This is a genomic window from Rathayibacter sp. CAU 1779 (assembly GCF_054551755.1).
Genome location: NZ_JBTOLK010000001.1, coordinates 2,199,633 through 2,217,886 on the forward strand (window position 1 = coordinate 2,199,633; position 18,254 = coordinate 2,217,886).

Consider the following 18,254-nt stretch of genomic DNA (forward strand, 5'->3'; position numbering starts at 1 on the left):
CGCGCACGGCGTGACACCGCCTGCGGCGCGCCGGATCGGCTGCGGCAGCCCAGGACTGAACCGGCGGCGGGCGTGAGGCTCAGGGGCGGGAGCGGGCGAGCCAGGCCTCGACATCGTCGGCGGTGCGCGGGATGTCGATCGAGAGGTTCTCCGCTCCGTCGGCGGTGACGAGGATGTCGTCCTCGATGCGCACGCCGATGCCGCGGAACTCCTCGGGCACCGTCAAGTCGTCCGGCTGGAAGTACAGGCCGGGCTCGATCGTGAACGTCATGCCCGCCTCGACGACGCCGTCGATGTAGAACTCCCGACGCGCCTGGGCGCAGTCGTGCACGTCCAGTCCCAGGTGATGGCTCGTGCCGTGCACCATGTAGCGGCGGTGCTGCTGCTGGTCAGCCTGCAGAGCCTCCTCCGCGCTCACGGGAAGCATGCCCCACTCGGCGACGTGCCGGGCGATGACCTCCATGGCCGTTGCGTGCACCTCGCGGAACCGGATGCCCGGCCGCACGATCGCGAAGGCGGCATCCGCTGCCTCCCGCACGGCTTCGTACACGAGGCGCTGCGTCTCGGAGAACGTGCCGTTCACCGGCAGCGTGCGTGTGATGTCCGCGGTGAACAGACTGTCCACCTCGACACCCGCGTCGATGAGCACCAGGTCGCCGGGGACGACGGGTCCGTTGTTGCGCGTCCAGTGCAGGATGCATGCGTGAGGTCCGGATGCGGCGATCGTGTCGTATCCGACCGCGTTGCCGTCGAGACGGGCGCGGGCGTTGAAGACACCCTCGATGATCCGCTCGCCACGCACGTGCTCGCCGATGCGGGGAAGCTCGCGCGCGATGTCGTCGAATCCCTTCGCAGTGGCGGCGATGGCGGCGCGAAGCTCGGCGACCTCCCACTCGTTCTTCGTGAGGCGCAGCTCGGACAGGTCGCGGGCGAGCGCGGCATCCGCGCTCTCTGCCGAGGCGTCGGCGTCGTGGTCGTCCAACTGCACGAGACGAAGGGCGTCGAGCTGGGCGGTGAGCACGTCATCCGCTTCGCGAACGATGAGCGTGGACTCGTCGACGGCGTCGAGCACCTCCTGCAGCTCGGCGATGTGTCGCGTCGGCAGCGCAAGGTCGCCTGCGACCTGGGAGAGCGAGGGGCGCGGGCCGATCCAGAATTCGCCGATCTCCGGGTTCGCGTAGAACTCGTCCGAGTCGCGGCCTGCGCGCTCCCGGAAGTACAGGGTGGCGTCGTGACCCGTGGCTGTGGGCTCCAGGACGAGCACGCTGCCGGGCTCTGAGTCCGATCCCCATCCGGTCAGCTGCGTGAAGCCCGAGTGGGCGCGGAACGGGTAGTCCGTGTCGTTCGAGCGCTGCTTGAGGCGTCCGGCCGGGACGATGAGACGCTCGCCAGGATGCCGCTGCGAGATCGCAGCGCGATGTGCGGCAGCCGAGACCACGGCGGGGCGAGGTGCGGGAACCTCGTCGTCGCGGTCCGCCCATCCGGATCCGATGTACTCGGCGAACGCGGACGACGCAGGAGTCGTCGACCGGTTCTCAGTCGCGCGGGGCTTGGCTGCATTCGTCTCGCTGGACGCGGGCGATGAGGGCGCAGCTGAGGACTGGGACGTTGCAGTATCGGCCATGCCTCCATTGTCTCTCGTCCGGCTGAGGGCTTGCGGGGTCGCTACCCAACAGTGCGTGCCGTGTTCAGGAGCAGAACGAAACGGAGTGCGATATGCGGCCGAAGACGCCAGGTGCCTGAAGACGGAAGCCTGCGTTGATTCGTCACGCACACGCGAGCAGCGGGAGCTCTGAGCACCGCCGCGTCGCACGGTCGCAATACGATGGACGGATGGCCGCCGATCTCCGCGATTATCGCGCTCCGATCGATCTGCACACGCATTCGAGCGTGTCCGACGGCACGGAGTCGCCAGCCGAGCTCGTGCGTGCCGCAGCGGGAGCCGGCCTCGGCACCGTCGCCCTCACCGACCACGATTCGACGGCGGGATGGGCGGATGCCGCGGAGGCGGCATCCGAGGTCGGCATCACCCTGATCCCGGGCATGGAGCTCTCCACCAGGTACGGCTGGAAGAGCGTGCACATGCTCGCCTACCTGTTCGACCCGACGGACGAGCCGCTGACGGCCGAGCTGGAGCGCATCCGCGAGGGACGGCGCACGCGCGCGGAGTCGATGGTCGCGCGCCTCGGAGCGGACTACGACGTCACCTGGGACGACGTCGTCGCGCACACGGCGCCCGGCGCCACCGTCGGACGCCCGCACATCGCTGATGCGCTCGTCGCGCGCGGCGTCGTGCCCGACCGGTCGGCGGCGTTCGCCACGCTGCTGCATCCGCGCGGCGGATACTACGAGCCGCTGTACGCTCCGACGCCGCTCGACGGCGTGCGGCTCATTCGCGGGGCGGGTGGGGTGCCGGTGCTGGCGCATCCGGCGACGCGAGGACGCGACGGCATCATCCAGGATGTCTACCTCCACCGCCTGATCGACTCCGGTCTCGCGGGCCTCGAGCTCGACCATCGCGAGAACACCGACGACGGCAAGGTCGCGCTTCGCGAGCTCGCGGAGCAGAACGGGCTGGTCCTCACCGGATCCAGCGACTACCACGGTGCGGGCAAGCCGAACCGGCTGGGGGAGAACACGACGTCGCCGGAGGCACTGCGGCGCATCCTCGACGAGTCGGCGTACCTGGCGCGGAGCGCGTAGGAGACTGCAGAGAGGCCGTCGACCTCTTTGTCGCGACCGTGGGCGGGTCCGCGACACTCCGCTCCATGGCCATTGCCAGCACTGCGCGAATGGCGAGTGGGAGTGAGCTCCTTTCCGACCAGCGAGGCAGCCCGAGTCCTTGGCTCGCACGCGTGGATCCGCCGCGTATCGCCTGAATTCGTGCTCGCACGAGTGCCAGGGCGCCGCGGGCGCCCGCTACTGCGCCGCGGGGGCGGCTCCGCCGCCCGAGGGGCGACGCCGGCGACGGCGACGGCTCGGCGCCGGCCTGCCGTCGTGGTGCTCCTTGCCGCTGCCGTCGTGGGTGCCGACGCCTTCCGCCGTGTCGGTGCCGGCCTTGGCACCACCTGAAGGTGCACTCGCCGGAGCCGTCTCCTCAGCGGATTCCGTGGCATCCGCTGCGAACGTCGAGCCGACGCGATCGCTGCCACTCGTGCGTCGGCGCCGACGACGCGTGCCAGCCGAACTCGTTCCCTCTGCGACGACCGAGGCCGCTCTCTGTGGCTCGCGACCGGCGGCAGACTGTTTCGGGGCCGGCGTCGGCTTGAGGCGGCCCTTGGCGCCCTCGGGAATGTCGAGGTCGCTGTAGAGATGCGGCGACGACGAGTAGGTCTCGACCGGTTCCGGCTGGCCGAACTCGAGGGCGCGGTTGATCAGCGCCCACTTGTGCAGGTCGTCCCAGTCGACGAACGTGACGGCCGTGCCCTCCCTGCCCGCACGTCCGGTGCGGCCCACGCGGTGCAGGTAGGCCTTCTCGTCCTCGGGGATAGTGTGGTTGATCACATGCGTGACGTCGATGACATCGATGCCGCGGGCCGCGACATCCGTCGCGATGAGCACGTCGCGCTTGCCGGCACGGAAGGCGTTCATCGCCCGCTCACGCTGCTCCTGGCTGAGGTCGCCGTGGACGGCCGCGGCGTTGAACCCGCGGTCGCTGAGCTCCTCCACCAGCTTCGCCGCAGCACGCTTGGTGCGCGTGAAGATGACGGTCTTGCCTCGGCCCTCCGACTGCAGGATGCGCGCGATCACCTCGTCCTTGTCGAGCGCGTGCGCCCGGTAAATGAGGTGCTTGATGTTGGCCTGCGTGAGGCCCTCGTCGGGATCCGATGCGCGGATGTGGATCGGACGCGTCATGAAGCGGCGGGCGAGCGCCACGATCGGGCCGGGCATCGTCGCCGAGAAGAGCATCGTGTGACGGGTGGCAGAGGTCAGCGAGAACAGGCGCTCCACGTCGGGCAGGAAGCCGAGGTCGAGCATCCTGTCGGCCTCGTCGAGCACCATCTCGCTCACGTGCGACAGGTCGAGGATGTGCTGGCCCGCCAGGTCGAGGAGGCGACCGGGCGTGCCGACGACGATCTGTGCGCCGGCCTTGAGCTGCTCGATCTGGCCGTCGTACGCCTTGCCGCCGTAGATCGAGACGATCGTGGTCGGACGACCGGAGGTGGCCAGCTCGAGGTCCTCCGCCACCTGGATGGCGAGCTCTCGGGTCGGTGCGACGACGAGTGCCTGCACTCCGGGTGCGGGGTTCGGTCCGAGGCGCTGGATGAGCGGAAGACCGAAGCCGAACGTCTTGCCCGTGCCGGTCTTGGCTTGGCCGATGATGTCCTGGCCGCTCAGTGCGAGCGGGATGGTCTGCTGCTGGATGGGGAACGGTTGCGTGATGCCCTTGGAAGCAAGCGCTTCCACCATGTCGGCATCGATGTTCAGATCGGAAAACGTCACGTTGTGTCTACTGCCTATCGAAAAGGATGATGCGGATCGAGGCCGATCCTGCTGTCCGCGCCCGCATGTCTGATCACGTCTTTTCAAGGGCGCAGCGCCGTCGATCCTGCGCCGACGGCCAGACCAGTCTACCGGCGATTGAGGGACCGTCGCGGAAGCGAGCTTCGGGACGGTCCCGATTGAGTCGGTTGAGCGCGAAGCGCGATCACCGGGTGAAGAGTCACGGGCTGAGGATGCCAGTGCGATACGCGACGACGACGGCCTGCGTCCGGTCGCGGGCGTGCAGCTTCGCCAGGAGCGACGCCACGTGGGTGCGCACGGTCTCGACGCCGATCGTGAGGTGCGCGGCGATCTCGGCGTTGGACATCCCCTCCGCGACGAGCCCGAGCACGTCGGTCTCCCTGGGTGTGAGGCGGACCGAGGCGGTCGGCGCGGCCGTGCGCGGCCGCAGCAGGCGGCGCACCGCGCCGGGGAACAGCAGGCTGTCGCCGCGGGCGACGGTGCGGACAGCCGGCACCAGCTCATCCGCGCTGGCCCGCTTGAGCAGGAATCCGGATGCGCCCGCCGCGAGCGCGTCGACCACGTGGTCGTCGTGCTCGAACGTCGTGACGACGAGAACCTTCGGCGGATCGGGGAGTTCCAGCACGAGCTCCGTGGCGCGGATGCCGTCGATCGCGGGCATCCGCACGTCCATGCACACGACGTCGGGGCGCAGGTCGCGCACCGCCGCGACGGCCTCTGCTCCGTCGCCTGCCTCGCCGACGACGTCCAGATCGGACTCGGACTCCATGATGAGGCGCATGCCGCCGCGCACCAATGGCTCGTCGTCCGCGAGCAGCACGCGGATGCGCCGCGCGGCCGCCACCCGCGCATCCACCTGAGTCATCGTGCGACCTCCGTCGTGGTCATCGTGCGGTCTCCACGGGGATGCTCGCGCGCACGAGCCAACGATCCCCCTCCGGCCCGGCGCTCGCCGTCCCACCGAACAGTGCGGTGCGCTCGGCGATGCCCTCGAGACCGCGCCCACCGGTGCGACGTGCGGACCGCCGAGGATCCAGCCGGCTGGCCACGATGATCGAGACGGCCTGCGAGACCGCGTGGGGTGAGGCGGGCTGGGTGCTCGGCTGGGCGGAGACGGTCTCGATGACGACGTCGACTGGTCCGGGGGCGGCGTACCGCTGGGCGTTCGTCAGGGCCTCTCCCACCACCCGCACGACGGTCGTGTCCACGAGCGGGGCGAGCTCTGGCGGAAGGACGATTCGTGCACGGACTTCGAGCCCGGCATCCCGATGCCGGGCGATCAGCTCGGCCAACGCGGCGTCGGCCGTTCTCGGATCGGACACTGCAGCGGAGATCCTGTCGCTGCCGTCGTGTCCGCTCGTGTCCTCGGATGCATCGCGCAGAACTCCGAGCAGGTGGTCCAGCTCTTCGAGCGCGGTACGGGCGGTCGTCTCGATGGAGCCGAGCGCGGCATCCGCTGCCGAAGGATCGGTCGCCAGTGCGCGCCTGCCGCCCGCGGCCTGCACCGAGACGATCGTGAGCGCATGGCCGATGCCGTCGTGCAGCTCCCGTGCGAGCCTGACGTGCTCGGCCTCCCTGCTCAGCTTCGCCTCGGCGATCGCCAGGCGGTCGCCCGCCGTCGGACCGAGCCCCCGAGGCGCGAGCGCCGCGAGGACGACGCCGATCGCCCAGAACGCCGGGATGCAGGCGAGAGCGATCACGATCGCACCGATGACGGCGGTCGCCGTCCACGCACCGGTCGCCGGCGACGGCAGCCCGGCGGCGGGCGCGCCGCCGATCGCAACCGCGATCACACCGGCGAGCAGCCACGGAAGCACGCCGAACAGCAGCGCTGCAGCCACGGTGCCCGCCAGCACGTGTGCGAAGACCCACACGACGTTCTGCAGCCGGTGCGCTGCCAGCGGATGCCGCGGCACGATGAGCTCGGACTCCACGGCGAGCATGCTGCGCGCGGCCGTCACCTCGAGCTCTCGAGCTCCGGGAACGAGACCGAGGGCGGCCGTGCCGAGCACCGCGAGCACGATCCCGAGCGGGATCGCGACGCCCCGCGCCAGGATCGTCGCGATCGAGAACGCGGCGATGGAGACGGCCACTCCGATCGCTGCGCCGAGCATGAGCCAGGCCGAACGGCGCAGGAAGGCGAGCGCGTGCGCGGTAGGGCGGGCGGCGGCATCCGCTCTCATGACTCCATCTTTGCGGATGCCCCTGTCGTCGCGTGCTCGGCGGCCAGCCCCGCCCGCCGGTGGCCGACGTAGCCCCAGACGGCGATGGCAAGAGCGGGACCCCAGATCCAGCACGGGAAAGCCAGCTGCATCTCGAGCGTGGTCAGCGGACCCTGCGGCGGACGGATCAACAGCAGCGGGACGGCCGAGAACGTCATGATCGCGGCGACGACGCCACCGAAACCGGCGACGAATCCCACCGGCACCGGCCGCCCGGCGAGACCTGGCACCCAGCGCGGGAAGCGTTCGCTCCACGGCCGGAGGAGCCCGATCGTGAGCACGAACGCGAGCCAGGCTCCACTGGAGAGCATGAGACCCCAGATGCGGGTGGACATGTCGATGTCGCACATTCCGAGCATCGGCCAGGGGGTCAGCCAGGTGAGACGGAACAGTGCGTACGGCAGAGCGCAGCACGCTGCGACCACCGTGAACACGGTGCGGTGGCGCGTGACCCACGCCGTGACGACAGCGAGCTCGGGAGTCGTGCGCAGTGCGGCGACGGCGGTCCACGCCCACGCGAATCCGGTGACGAGTTTGAACAGGATGGCGCCCAGCCGGTCCGCCTGCGCCGCCAGCGCCGTGCCGAGGTCCACCGCGAGCGTGCCGATCGCGTCGTGTTCGAGGATGACGACGGCGGCGAGCACCAGGATGACAGGCACGCCGACCGCCCACCTCAGCACCGGATAACGGCGCAGGACCTGAACGAGGATGACGGCCGCCACGACCGGCATCGCCATCGCGAGCAGATAGCCGGACAGCGCGAGCGTCCCCATCCCCTGGAGTGCGATGCCGTATCCGGCGACCTGCACGGCAGCCGCCACGACGACGAACGCACGAGTCCGCGGGCGAACGAGGGCGACGATCGCGGCGACAACGCCGGTGAGCCCGAGCCCTAATTCGATGCCGGCGCAGACCGCCGGACCGGTGAGCGGTGCCAGCCAGGTGTCCTCGAGGTGTGCGTACACGTTCGTGGCGGGTACGAGGAGCCAGAGCGTCGCCAGCGCCGCGCTCACGGCGGACAGCACGAGAGCGACGGCGAGTGGGACGCGCGTTCCCGCTGACAGGCGCCGCGTGTTGCTGTGAACGATTGTCGGTGTGTCGAGTGTCATGGCTTCTCCTCTGCCTCTCGTCGGCGGGGTGCCGCGCGGGTTCGGCTCCGTCCGACCTGTCTCCAGATTCGCGATTCGGCATCGGGGCGACCTCCCCCGCCGGGGGGAGATTCGTGCGAGGCGGGTGAGATGGGCGAGAATTGCCGGGTGGCATCCTGGTTCTCTCGCCGTGCGGCGCCGGTCGACGCTCCGAAGCTCAAGCCGCGACGCGAGCAGGCGACGGGGCTGCGCGTCGACCTCCACGAGATCGCACCCGACCTCCTGCCCTATCTGGGCCAGGTGGCATACCTGCAGCTGCAGGCGTTCGAGACGCTGAGCCGGGTCGTGCAGGAGGTGCCGTCGCTGGCGAGCAAGGAGACGATCGCGCTCGCCGCCGGCGCCGCTTTGAGCAAGCATCAGGCGGTGCTCGCCGAGATCCGGCGGCACGACGCGGCGCCCGATGAGGTGATGGCACCGTTCGCCCAGGCCATCGACGGCTTCCAGGCAGTGACGATCGGACGCGACTGGCAGGAGACCCTGCTCGGCGTCTACGTGACGGACGGGCTGCTCAGCGACTTCTTCATCCGTCTGGCGCAGGGGATCCCAGGTGATGTCGGCCCCCGCGCTGCCAGCCTGCTCGGTGCACAGACGGGTACGGAGCAGATCGCCGGCATCCTGATCCAGGAGATCGAGGCGGACGCCACTCTCGGCTCGCGTCTGGCGATGTGGGGGCGGATGCTGGTGGGCGACACCCTGCTCGTCGCGCGGTCCGCGCTGCGGCTGTCGGGCAATGAGCGTTCGGACGAGGAGCGCATCGACCCCGTGTTCAGCGAGATCATCGGTGCACACACCCGCCGGATGGATGCCCTCGGTCTCACCGCCTGACGACCCTGGCCTCGGGATCCGGGAGCGGCAGGAGCATTCGAGCCGACCTCCCGATCGAGGCGCCCGATCACTCCAGGAAGACGTCCTTCAGCCGCTGTTGCGCGTCGCCATCCAGGCCGAGCCCATCCGCGAAGTAGCGCTCGATCGTGCCGTACTTCTCTCGCAGCTCCTCGAACGCCGTGAGCAGGTACTGCGCCTTGACGCCCAGCACGGGCTTGAGCTTCTCCGGGTCGCCGCCGCGTGCCGCGAACGCGTCGAGCACCGGCTTCAGGCTCGCCAGCAGGTAGTCGTTGCTGAGCACGTAGTCGTCGACGACGGTCTGCTCGGGCACGCCCAGCAGGAGCAGCAGTGCTGCGGTCGCCCAGCCCGTTCTGTCTTTGCCCGTCGTGCAGTGGTACAGAGCGGGAAGCGCGTCAGATCGGGACAAGGTGAGGAAGAGCTCCCGGTACGCCTCGAGCGCGCTCGGGAGTGAGACGGGTCCGCGGTACGCCTGGGCGAACACCGCGTCCACGTCGGCGCGCGCCAGCAGCCTCGTCGCCTTCTCCGGCTCCGACGACAGCTTGGCGATGCGGGCCGGTGTGGCTCCAGGGGAATCCGCGAAGACGTCGAGGTCGAGGGTCTCGACTCCCGCTGGCAGTCGATCCGGTCGCGCCTCTCGCTCGGCAGCCGTGCGCAAATCGATGACCGAACGGATGCCGTGGTCCGCCAGGAGCTGAACGTCGGCATCCGTCGCGTGGTCGAGTGCCGTCGAGCGGTACACGAGCCCACGGCGCACGGTGCGCCCGTCGACGGTCGTGTATCCGCCGACGTCGCGCAGGTTCGGGATGCCCTCGGCCGGCAGCAGCGAGCCGGGCTGCTGGTCGCTCACGCGCCGGTCGTGGGGATGCCGGTGCGGGTCAGCTGATGCAGACGACGCTCGTCACCGCGGGTGCGCAGCGTTCCGAGCAGCAGGTCGACGCCGACCGCGATGACGGCGGTGCCGACCAGGGTGATCCACCAGATCCATCCGCCGTTCCACTTCATGCCGGCCCAGGTGAGAGCCACCCACAACACGGCCGCCGAGATGGCGCCAAGGCCCGGGATGAGCACGCTGCCGTGCGAATGACGGTAGGGGAGGACGTACCGGGCGATCAAGCCGATGATGGCGCCGCCCAGCGTGATGAAGAGAAGCTCCATTGCCGTGACCTTCTTGCCGATGGATCGTGATGCGTCGCCCTGATCACGGGATCGAGGGCTGCCGGACCGTGCCGACACGCACCGCCCGTCGGCTCAGGCTACGCGACGAAGCCGACGCGACGCGATTCCTCGCTTCCGATCTGAACGTAGGCGATCCCGGCGGTGGGAACGATGAACAGGCTGCCGTGCTCGTCGCGGAGCTCGAGGGTGGCGGAGTCGCCGGACAGCGCGGCGCTCACGGCGCTCTCGATCTCGGATGCCGACTGCGTCGACTCGAAGGTCAGCTCACGGGGGGCGTTGACGATGCCGATACGAATTTCCACGGGGTGCCTTCCGGTGTGACGGGCCTGTTCGGTGCTGCGGATGCGCCGACTTCCGCTCAGTGGCGGCGTCGGGTGCGGCATCCGTCAGTCACACTACGGCAGCGGCACGGACGCATCCGGACAGTTCACTGACGGCAGAAACGCGGTACGCGTCGACGACGACACAGGTACGGCTGGGGAGTCGCCGGGGCGTCGCGAGGCGTCCGAGCGATGTCGGCGGCTGCCCATAAGGTGTTCCGCGTGACGCAGCCGAAACCCGAACTCGACGCCTCGCAACGCGGGGTCCTCGCGCTGGAGGCGACGGCATCCGCTCTGGTGGTGGGCGCGCCCGGCACGGGAAAGACGACGACACTCGTCGAGCTGCTCGCCGACCGCGTGCAGCGTCTCGGATTCGCGCCGGAGTCGGTGCTCGCTCTCACATTCGACCGCTCCAGTGCGTCCCGGCTGCGCGACAGGCTCGGGCTGCGGATCGATGAGGCGGTGAACGGACCGCTGGCCCGCACGGTGTCGTCGCTCGCGTTCGACATCGTCGCGCAGGCGGCGATCCGCGCCGGATCCGAGCCGCCGACGCTGCTGACCGGTGCCGAGCAGGACGCCGATGTCGCGGCACTTCTGGCCGGGCACCTCGACGACGGCGTCGGCCCGGAATGGCCGGAGCCGCTCGGCGAGGCGGTACGTGGGCTGCGATCGTTCCGCACCGAGCTGCGCGAGCTCATGATGCGCGCCACCGAGCACGAGATCACACCGGCGCGCATGCGTGCGCTGGCTCGTCGGCACGGACACGATGAGTGGGCTGCCGCCGCCGACTTCATCGACGATTACCTGGGATCCATCTCCTCGGCGAGGGCCGACCAGCTCGACTCGGCCGAACTCGTGCGGTTCGCTGTCGCCGCACTCGAACGCGGCGAGGTGAGCGATGCCGTCTCGCGGCTGCGAGTCGTCGCCGTCGACGACCTGCAGGAGGCCACCGAGCTCGGCTTCGCGCTGCTGACGGCTCTGCGGTCCCGCGGGGTGGCCGTTGTGGCCTTCGGCGACCCGGATGCCTCCACCAGCGTCTTCCGCGGCGGCTCGGCCGACGTCGTGGCCCGCTTCGGAGCCGCGGTGCCTCAGCACGTGCTGCGGATCGCCCATCGACAACCTTCCGCGCTCCGCGAGCTCACGCGCAAGATCACCGAGAAGGTCGGCACAGCCGGCGTCGTCGGACAGCGCGGGGCGCTGCCCGCCCGCGCGGGTGACGACACGCTCGCCCCTCTCGTGCTGATCGAGGCGCCGACCACGGCACGCGAGTGGTCCGCCGTCGCCAGGACGCTGCGCGAGCGCCACCTGATCGACGGGATCCCGTGGTCCCGTCTCGCCGTCGTGGTGCGCTCCGGCGCGCTGATCGACGGGGCGGCGCGAGCACTGTCGGTGGCCGAGGTACCGGTGCGCACGACGAGTGCCGCGACGGCTCTGCGCGACGATCCGGCGGCTCGTGCGCTTCTCGCGATCGTGGACTGCGGCATCGGGCGCGCTCCGCTCGATGTCGAGACGGCGACGGAACTCCTGCTCGGCCCGTTCGGCGGCCTCGACCGCCTCGCGCTGCGCAGGCTGCGCGTTGCGCTTCGCACGGAAGAAGTCGCGGCGGGCGGCACGCGAGCCGCGGACGCCTTGCTCGTGGAGGCGATCGCAACTCCAGGGCGACTGGCGACCATTGACCATCGGATCGCGCGGGAAGCGGACCGGCTGGCGCGCACGCTGGGTGCGGTGCGGGCGGCATCCGCTACAGGGGGCGGGATCGAAGAGCTGCTCTGGACGGTGTGGGAGCGCACAGGGGTGGGCGCGAAGTGGCGGCAGGCTGCGTCGGGAACGGGGGTGGCGGCATCCGAGGCGAACCGCGACCTCGACGGCGTCGTCGCGCTGTTCACGGCCGCGAAACGGTTCGGCGAACGCGAACCGGATTCGCCGCCCGCGGTGTTCCTCTCCCGCATGCTCGACGCCGACGTGCCTGAGGACACGCTGTCTCCGACCCGAGTCGCCGAGTCGGTGCTGGTCGCCACGCCGGCGGGCGTCGTCGGCCAGGAATTCGAGGTGGTCGTCGTCGGTGGGCTGCAAGAGGGGGTGTGGCCCGACCTGCGTGTGCGCGGCACGCTGCTGAACACGGATGCGCTCGTGCGGGCTGCGCTCGCCTCCGATCCGAGCGAAGCGGATGCCGTGATCGACGCCCGCAGGCAGGTCGCGGCCGACGAGCTGCGCATGTTCGTCGTCGCGGTGTCGCGCGCCAGCAGACAGGTGGTGCTCGCCGCCGTGTCGGATGAGGATCAGTCGCCGAGCGTGCTGTTCGGTCTCGCGCCGCAGGGCACGCCGACCGTGGACGTCTCGGCCCCCGCGCTCACCCTGCGCGGGCTGACGGGTCGCCTCCGCCGCGAGCTCACCAGAGACGACACGAAGGAGGCTGCGCGGTCCGAGGCTGCGGCGGCGCTCGCCGAGCTCGTCGTCGTCGGCGTTCCCGGCGCGGATCCCGCACAGTGGCACGGTCTTGCCGAGCCGACGAGCGTGGATCCGCTCTTCGACGAGGAGGAGATCGTGCCGATCTCCCCGTCGAAGATCGAGGCGATCGAGGACTCGCCGCTCGACTGGTTCCTCGACGACATCGCGGGATCCACGACGAGCACCTCGATGGGGATCGGCACCATCGTGCACTGGGCGATGGAGACAGCGACGGATCCCGCGGTCGATGCACTGTTCGCGGCCGTCGACTCTCGCTGGAGCGAGCTTGTGTTCGAGGCGCCGTGGATCGCGGCACGCGAGAAGCGCGCCGTGCGGCGCCTGGTGCAGGGCGTGTCCGAGTATCTCGCGGACGCGGATCGCGCCGGCACGCGTGTCGTCGCAGCGGAGACCGGATTCCGGCTGGACGTCGGCCGCGCGCAGGTGCACGGCAAGATCGACCGCGTCGAGGCGGATCCGTCGGGAGGCATCACCATCGTCGACCTCAAGACCGGCAAGCCGGAGACGAGTGCCGCGAAGCTGGCGACGATGCCGCAGCTGGGCGTGTATCAGCTGGCATACGCATCGGGGCAGCTCGACGAGCTGTGCGCTCCGCATGCGCCGCACCGCTCGGCCGGCGCGAAGCTGCTGTTCGTCAAGGACGGCGTGCGCGGCAAGCTCTACCGCGAGGGCGCGCAGGCTGCGCTCGACGAGGAGGGGCTCGAGAGCTTCCGGGAGCGCATCCGTCAGGCCGCCCGCGCGATCGCGGTCGCGGAATTCGAAGGGAAAGCCGAACTGGACGACTACACGAGCGGGGTCGCCGTGCGTCGGCTGCACCGGGTGAAGGCGGTGTGCAGTGACTGACAGTGTCGTGAACGGGCATACCGCGGTCGGATCCGTCGTGGCCAGAGCCGCTGCGGGCGTGCCGGCAGCGCGCCATCCGGTCGTGAGTGCGGATGTGATCGCCGACGCGCTGGGCACCCACCGTCCCACCGCGCAGCAGCGCGCCGTGATCGAGTCGCCGCTCGCACCGGCGCTCGTCGTGGCGGGGGCGGGCAGCGGCAAGACCGAGACCATGGCGTTCCGCGTGCTCTGGCTGCTTGCCAACCGACTGGTGGAACCCGGCCGGATCCTCGGCCTCACCTTCACGCGCAAGGCGGCGGGGGAGTTGCGCGATCGCATCCGGGATCGGGTGTCCCGGCTCGCGGCAGCCGGGCTCATCGAGGAGCCGGACGAGTTCGATCCGCCGCAGGTCTCCACGTACAACGCGTTCGCGAACACCATCTATCGTGACAATGCCCTCCTGCTGGGGCGTGAGGGAGACGGCGCGGTGCTGGGGGAGGCATCCGCCTGGCAGCTTGCGCGGGACGTCGTCATCGGCTCCGACGATCCCCGGCTGCTCGAACTGGACGAGACGGTCGACCAGGTCACTCGGGCCGTGCTCGAGATCGCGCACGCGCTCGGCGAGAACACGGCGGATCCGGCCGCGGTCGCCGAGATGGCCGGCAGGTTCGCGGCGCTCGAGGAGCTTCCGAACGGCGGCAGCGGCGCCTATGTCGACGATGTGGTCAAGCCGGCGAGAGCGGTCGGCAAACTCCCGTTGCTCGTCGATCTCGCGCGGGCGTTCGACGAGGAGAAGCTGCGGCGCGGACTCGTCGAGTATTCCGACCAGGTCGCGTTCGCGCTGCAGATCGTGCAGCGGTCGGCACAGGTGGCCGACGGCATCCGCGAGCGTCACTCGGTTGTGCTGCTCGACGAGTACCAGGACACGTCGGTCGTGCAGACCAGGCTGCTGTCCGCGCTGTTCGCCGGGCGCGGGGTGATGGCGGTCGGCGATCCCCACCAGTCCATCTACGGATGGCGCGGTGCCAGCGCCGCGAACCTCGACCAGTTCGCAACGGCGTTCGGTGAGCAGGCGTCCGTGCAGCGATACGGTCTGAGCACGAGCTGGCGCAACGGAACGCGCATCCTCGATGCCGCCAACCGGATCGTCGTGCCTCTCACCGCCCGCTCCAGGGTGGCGGTCGCCGAACTGGAGCCGTCACCCGCGGCGACCGGCAGCCCGGTCGAGTCGCTCTTCACCGAGACGCTGCCCGACGAAGCGGATGCCGTCGCCCGCTGGTTGCACGATCGTCTGGCCGAGCCGGTGCGCGGCGCCGACGGACGCGTGACGCTCGACGCGCAGGGGCGACCCGCCGTGCCGAGCGCGGCGATGCTGTTCCGGTCCCGTTCCACCCAGGCCGAGTTCACCTCGGCACTGCGCGCGCACGGCGTTCCGTACCATGTGCTCGGCGTCGGTGGCCTGCTCGCCGAGCCCGAGATCGCGGATCTCGTCTGCGCGCTGCGGGTGGTCGACGATCCGACGGCGGGATCCGAGCTGGTGCGGCTGCTCGCCGGATCCCGATGGCGCATCGGCGTGCGCGATCTGCGCGGTCTGCGCGATGCGGCGAAGTGGCTGAGCGAGCACGACTACCGGCAGCAACGGCTCGACGCGGACGTGCGCGCGGCGATCAGGGCGAGCGTGATCGACAGTGAACAGGCATCCATCGTCGATGCGCTTGATGCACTCGTCCATGCGCCAGACGAACACCGCATGCTGGTCGGCATCTCCGACGAGGGTCTGAAGCGGATGCGCGACGCCGGCCGTCTGTTCGCGCGCCTTCGCGCCCGCAGTGGCCTCGACCTGCTCGACTTCGTCACGCTCGTGGAGCACGAGCTCGGCCTCGACATCGAGATCGCCGCCAACGAGACGCGCGGCGGACGCGGCGCGATGGACGCCTTCTTCGACGCGCTCGGCGACTACCTGTCGGTGAGCGAATCGTCGGGTCTGCCCGGATTCCTCGGCTGGCTGCGTGAGGCGGAACGTCGCGACTCGCTGGCGCCGAGGCCGGAGAAGCCGGAGCCGGGCTGCGTGCAGCTCCTCACGATCCACGGATCGAAGGGCCTGGAATGGGACCACGTCGTCGTGCCGCGCGTGGTCGAGGAAGAGCTCCCGTCGTCGCCGAACGAGGGGAAGAACGCGTGGCTCGGTTTCGGACGACTCCCGTGGGAGTTCCGGGGCGACGCCGACGAGCTCCCGTCGTTCGCCTGGCGCACGGCGACGACGCGCAAAGAGGTCAAAAGCGCGCGAGAGGCGTTCAAGGCGGAGGTCGGCGAGCATTACGAGCGCGAGGAGCGTCGGCTCGCCTACGTCGCCGTCACGCGAGCCAGGCATCGTCTGCTGCTGACCGGATCCTTCTGGTCGACGCAGAGGAAGCCGCGGCGTCCCAGCCGCTACCTCACCGAGCTGGCCGACGCCGGCATCGTTGCTCAGCTTCCGGCTGCCACGACCTACGACGAGAACCCGCTCGGCGACGGCGACGAGCCCATCACATGGCCGTTCGATCCGCTGGGCGGCAGGCGGGTCCGCGTGGAGCGAGCGGCCGAACTCGTGCGTGATGCGACGGCGTCACGCGCCTCGGACGGAGACGGCGTACTGACGAGCAGCGCTCTGGGACGCTGGGGGCGCGACGTCGAGCTGCTCCTCGCCGAGCGGGAGCGGATGCTGCGCGCCTCCTCCGACGTCGCCGTGCCCACCCGAGTCCCCGCGTCCCGCTTCAAGGACTATGTGGATGCCCCGACCGAGGTCGCCGAGGAGCTCCGGCGCCCCATGCCGGAGCGTCCGTATCGGGCCACTCGCCTCGGCACCCTGTTCCACGCCTGGGTGGAGCGCCGCGCCGGTATCGGCGGCGGCACGGAGGTGATCGATGCGTTCGACACCGAGCTCGACGACGACCTTTTCGGTGGACTCGGCAGCGGATATCTCGACGCGGCGCCGTCTGGCGAGGCGCCGTTCGGTGAGGTGCAGTCCGGCTGGGTGCACTCGGACGAGGCGCAGTCCGACATCGCATCGTCGGAGGCCGACTCGATTGTCGGAGGGTCGCCCGGTGGGGCGGTATCCGACGCGGACCGCGTGGAACGTGAACGTCTTCTGGCGCTCCAGCGCACGTTCGAACGCTCGCCATGGGCCGACCGGCAGCCCGTCGAGGTCGAGCGTGAGATCCACCTGCCGTTCGACGGGCACCTGGTCATCTGCAAGATCGACGCGGTCTTCGAGCGCGACGGCCGCTACGAGATCGTCGACTGGAAGACCGGCAAGCCGCCGAAGGATGCCGACGACCTCGCCAGCAAGCAGCTTCAGCTGGCGCTCTACCGGCTGGCGTTCTCCCGCTGGCGCGGCATCGATCCGGAGCTCGTCGACGCCGCGTTCTTCTACGTGTCGGACGACCTGATCGTCCGTCCGACCGAGCTCGTCGACGAGGACGAGCTGCTCCGGCTCTGGCGATCGAGCACCCGCGCCGACGGAAGCGGTTTCGCCGCTGCGTGAACCAGCGGTGCACGCTCGACAGCGGTGCACGCTCGACAGCGGTGCACGCTCGACAGTGGTGCACGCTCAGCGGGCGATGGGCCTCAGTCGTCGTCGCGGTCGTCGAACTCGTCGTTCGACGGCGGGCGCTCCTCGGCCACGGGGGGAAGCCCACGCGAGGCGTCGTCCGGATCCCGATCCACCGGTGTGGCGTCGAGCAGCGCCTCGACGTCGTCGACGGCCATGATCGGTCCGGTGCGCGGCGCGAGCGGATCCACATCGTCGTCGTGCACACGCTCCACCAGGCTGTCGAGCATCGAGACCGCGTCGTCCACGATCACCTGATCGTGCAGCTCACGTCCGTGCATCAGCCAGCGCGCGAGCTCCAGCTCGGCATACAGGGTCGCCCGGAACAGCAGGTTCGGATCGGATGCCGCCCCGCGCGCGACCGAGTACGCCTCGATGGCGCTCTCCGCGGCATCCGCGTTCATGCCAAGCAGCCAGTGCAGGTCGCGGGCCGGATCGCCGACGCGCAGCGCCGACCAGCCGAGGACGCCCACGACGGATTCCTCACGCACGATGAACGAGTCGATCGTGAGCGCGCCGTTGATGACGGTGGGCTGGAACCGCCACAGGTCGTCGTCGTCGACGGCCTCCTTCCAGCGCTTCGCGAGAGCGGCGGGGACGAGGCCGGTGCCGCTGGCGGACGCGATGAGCGTCTTCGTGGCGGCCAGGCAGTCGGACGCGCTGAGGGCAGGCAGCCCCGCTCCGGTGGCGAAGGACGTCGGCAGCGAGTGGATCGCCGCGATCGCGCGGCCGATGGATGCCGCGAGACCGTCTCCCGGCTGCACGTTCTCCAGGGCGACCTTGTCGCCGGGCAGGAATGTGTAGAGCACGGCCCTGGTGCCGCCGACGGGCGTCTGGCCGACGTAGTCGGGCACGTCGAACGGCAGCCTGGCGCGCACGCCCGGAGTCAGCGCCTGCAGTGCGATCAGGTCGGCGCTCTGCTCCGTCTCGGCATCCTGAGACGCCGGAACACGGATGATCAGCTCCGTTCCGTCGCGGCTCGTGAGCAGCGCTGATTCGAAATCGCCGTGCAGGTCATAGCTGTAGCTCCGTGTGCCGGCGATGTCCAGGTCGGGCACGGCCGACGTGGCCAGCGCGGCTAGAGTGAGGTGGGATCTGGCCATACCGTCAAGGTTAGGCTGGCCCCTCGAAGTCGAGGCCCTGCGCCACGCGTTCGCGGCCAGCCCGGTCGGGCATCCGGTCCGAAGAGGCGCGACGGACG

General features: G+C 70.2%; 13 protein-coding genes. 4 read left to right on the top strand and 9 right to left on the bottom strand.

Translation table 11 applies throughout. From position 1 onward, the window contains the following. Positions 1 to 79: 79 nt before the first annotated feature. On the bottom strand, positions 80 to 1,624 hold the full coding sequence (locus ACX9R5_RS10060) for an aminopeptidase P family protein (protein ID WP_459408839.1): 1,545 nt from the start codon (positions 1,622 to 1,624) through the stop codon (positions 80 to 82). A gap of 209 nt (positions 1,625 to 1,833) precedes the next feature. Between ACX9R5_RS10060 and ACX9R5_RS10065 the strand changes: the two genes are divergently transcribed. Beyond that, positions 1,834 to 2,703: a PHP domain-containing protein gene (locus ACX9R5_RS10065; RefSeq protein WP_459408840.1), complete on the top strand. Its 870-nt coding sequence runs from the start codon at positions 1,834 to 1,836 to the stop codon at positions 2,701 to 2,703. A gap of 216 nt (positions 2,704 to 2,919) precedes the next feature. Here ACX9R5_RS10065 and ACX9R5_RS10070 read toward each other — a convergent pair whose 3' ends face one another. The 4 genes from ACX9R5_RS10070 to ACX9R5_RS10085 form a co-directional block, all read right to left on the bottom strand. Then, on the bottom strand, positions 2,920 to 4,410 hold the full coding sequence (locus ACX9R5_RS10070; protein ID WP_459409067.1) for a DEAD/DEAH box helicase: 1,491 nt from the start codon (positions 4,408 to 4,410) through the stop codon (positions 2,920 to 2,922). Between the two features lie 253 nt (positions 4,411 to 4,663). Beyond that, complete coding sequence (locus ACX9R5_RS10075; protein WP_459408841.1) at positions 4,664 to 5,329, bottom strand: response regulator transcription factor; 666 nt, start codon at positions 5,327 to 5,329, stop codon at positions 4,664 to 4,666. A 19-nt stretch (positions 5,330 to 5,348) separates the two neighbouring features. Further along, on the bottom strand, positions 5,349 to 6,647 hold the full coding sequence (locus ACX9R5_RS10080; protein ID WP_459408842.1) for a sensor histidine kinase: 1,299 nt from the start codon (positions 6,645 to 6,647) through the stop codon (positions 5,349 to 5,351). Continuing rightward, positions 6,644 to 7,795, bottom strand: coding sequence for a hypothetical protein (locus tag ACX9R5_RS10085; RefSeq protein ID WP_459408843.1), 1,152 nt, complete (start codon positions 7,793 to 7,795; stop codon positions 6,644 to 6,646). Before ACX9R5_RS10085 ends, ACX9R5_RS10080 begins: the two co-directional genes overlap by 4 nt. Before the next feature lie 147 nt (positions 7,796 to 7,942). On the opposite strand from ACX9R5_RS10085, the gene ACX9R5_RS10090 reads away from it, so the two are divergent. Beyond that, positions 7,943 to 8,659, top strand: a complete 717-nt coding sequence (locus ACX9R5_RS10090; protein ID WP_459408844.1) for a ferritin-like fold-containing protein — start codon at positions 7,943 to 7,945, stop codon at positions 8,657 to 8,659. Positions 8,660 to 8,726: 67 nt separating this feature from the next. Here ACX9R5_RS10090 and ACX9R5_RS10095 read toward each other — a convergent pair whose 3' ends face one another. The 3 genes from ACX9R5_RS10095 to ACX9R5_RS10105 all read right to left on the bottom strand — a co-directional run bounded on the left by ACX9R5_RS10095 (position 8,727) and on the right by ACX9R5_RS10105 (position 10,158). Beyond that, positions 8,727 to 9,527 carry a tyrosine-protein phosphatase gene (locus ACX9R5_RS10095; RefSeq protein WP_459408845.1) on the bottom strand — a complete coding sequence of 267 codons (801 nt, stop codon included), beginning with the start codon at positions 9,525 to 9,527 and terminating at the stop codon, positions 8,727 to 8,729. After that, positions 9,524 to 9,835 (bottom strand): hypothetical protein, encoded by a 312-nt coding sequence (locus ACX9R5_RS10100; RefSeq protein ID WP_459408846.1) that lies wholly within the window; start codon positions 9,833 to 9,835, stop codon positions 9,524 to 9,526. Before ACX9R5_RS10100 ends, ACX9R5_RS10095 begins: the two co-directional genes overlap by 4 nt. A 98-nt stretch (positions 9,836 to 9,933) precedes the next feature. Continuing rightward, positions 9,934 to 10,158: a DUF3107 domain-containing protein gene (locus ACX9R5_RS10105; protein ID WP_459408847.1), complete on the bottom strand. Its 225-nt coding sequence runs from the start codon at positions 10,156 to 10,158 to the stop codon at positions 9,934 to 9,936. 240 nt (positions 10,159 to 10,398) lie between these two features. Here ACX9R5_RS10105 and ACX9R5_RS10110 point away from each other — a divergent pair, with 240 nt between their 5' ends. Together ACX9R5_RS10110 and ACX9R5_RS10115 are read left to right on the top strand one after the other, a co-directional pair. Continuing rightward, entirely contained in the window at positions 10,399 to 13,485 is a 3,087-nt protein-coding gene (locus tag ACX9R5_RS10110) for a PD-(D/E)XK nuclease family protein (protein WP_459408848.1), read from the top strand. Further along, the gene (locus ACX9R5_RS10115; protein ID WP_459408849.1) at positions 13,478 to 16,987 is read left to right on the top strand and encodes a UvrD-helicase domain-containing protein; all 3,510 of its coding nucleotides are present in this window, start codon (positions 13,478 to 13,480) and stop codon (positions 16,985 to 16,987) included. The genes ACX9R5_RS10110 and ACX9R5_RS10115 overlap by 8 nt, the downstream gene beginning before the upstream one ends. Before the next feature lie 83 nt (positions 16,988 to 17,070). On the opposite strand, the gene ACX9R5_RS10120 is transcribed toward ACX9R5_RS10115, so the two are convergent. Beyond that, a complete protein-coding gene (locus ACX9R5_RS10120; RefSeq protein WP_459408850.1) occupies positions 17,071 to 18,156 on the bottom strand; it encodes a phosphotransferase in 1,086 nt (361 codons plus the stop codon). Positions 18,157 to 18,254 lie beyond the last annotated feature (98 nt).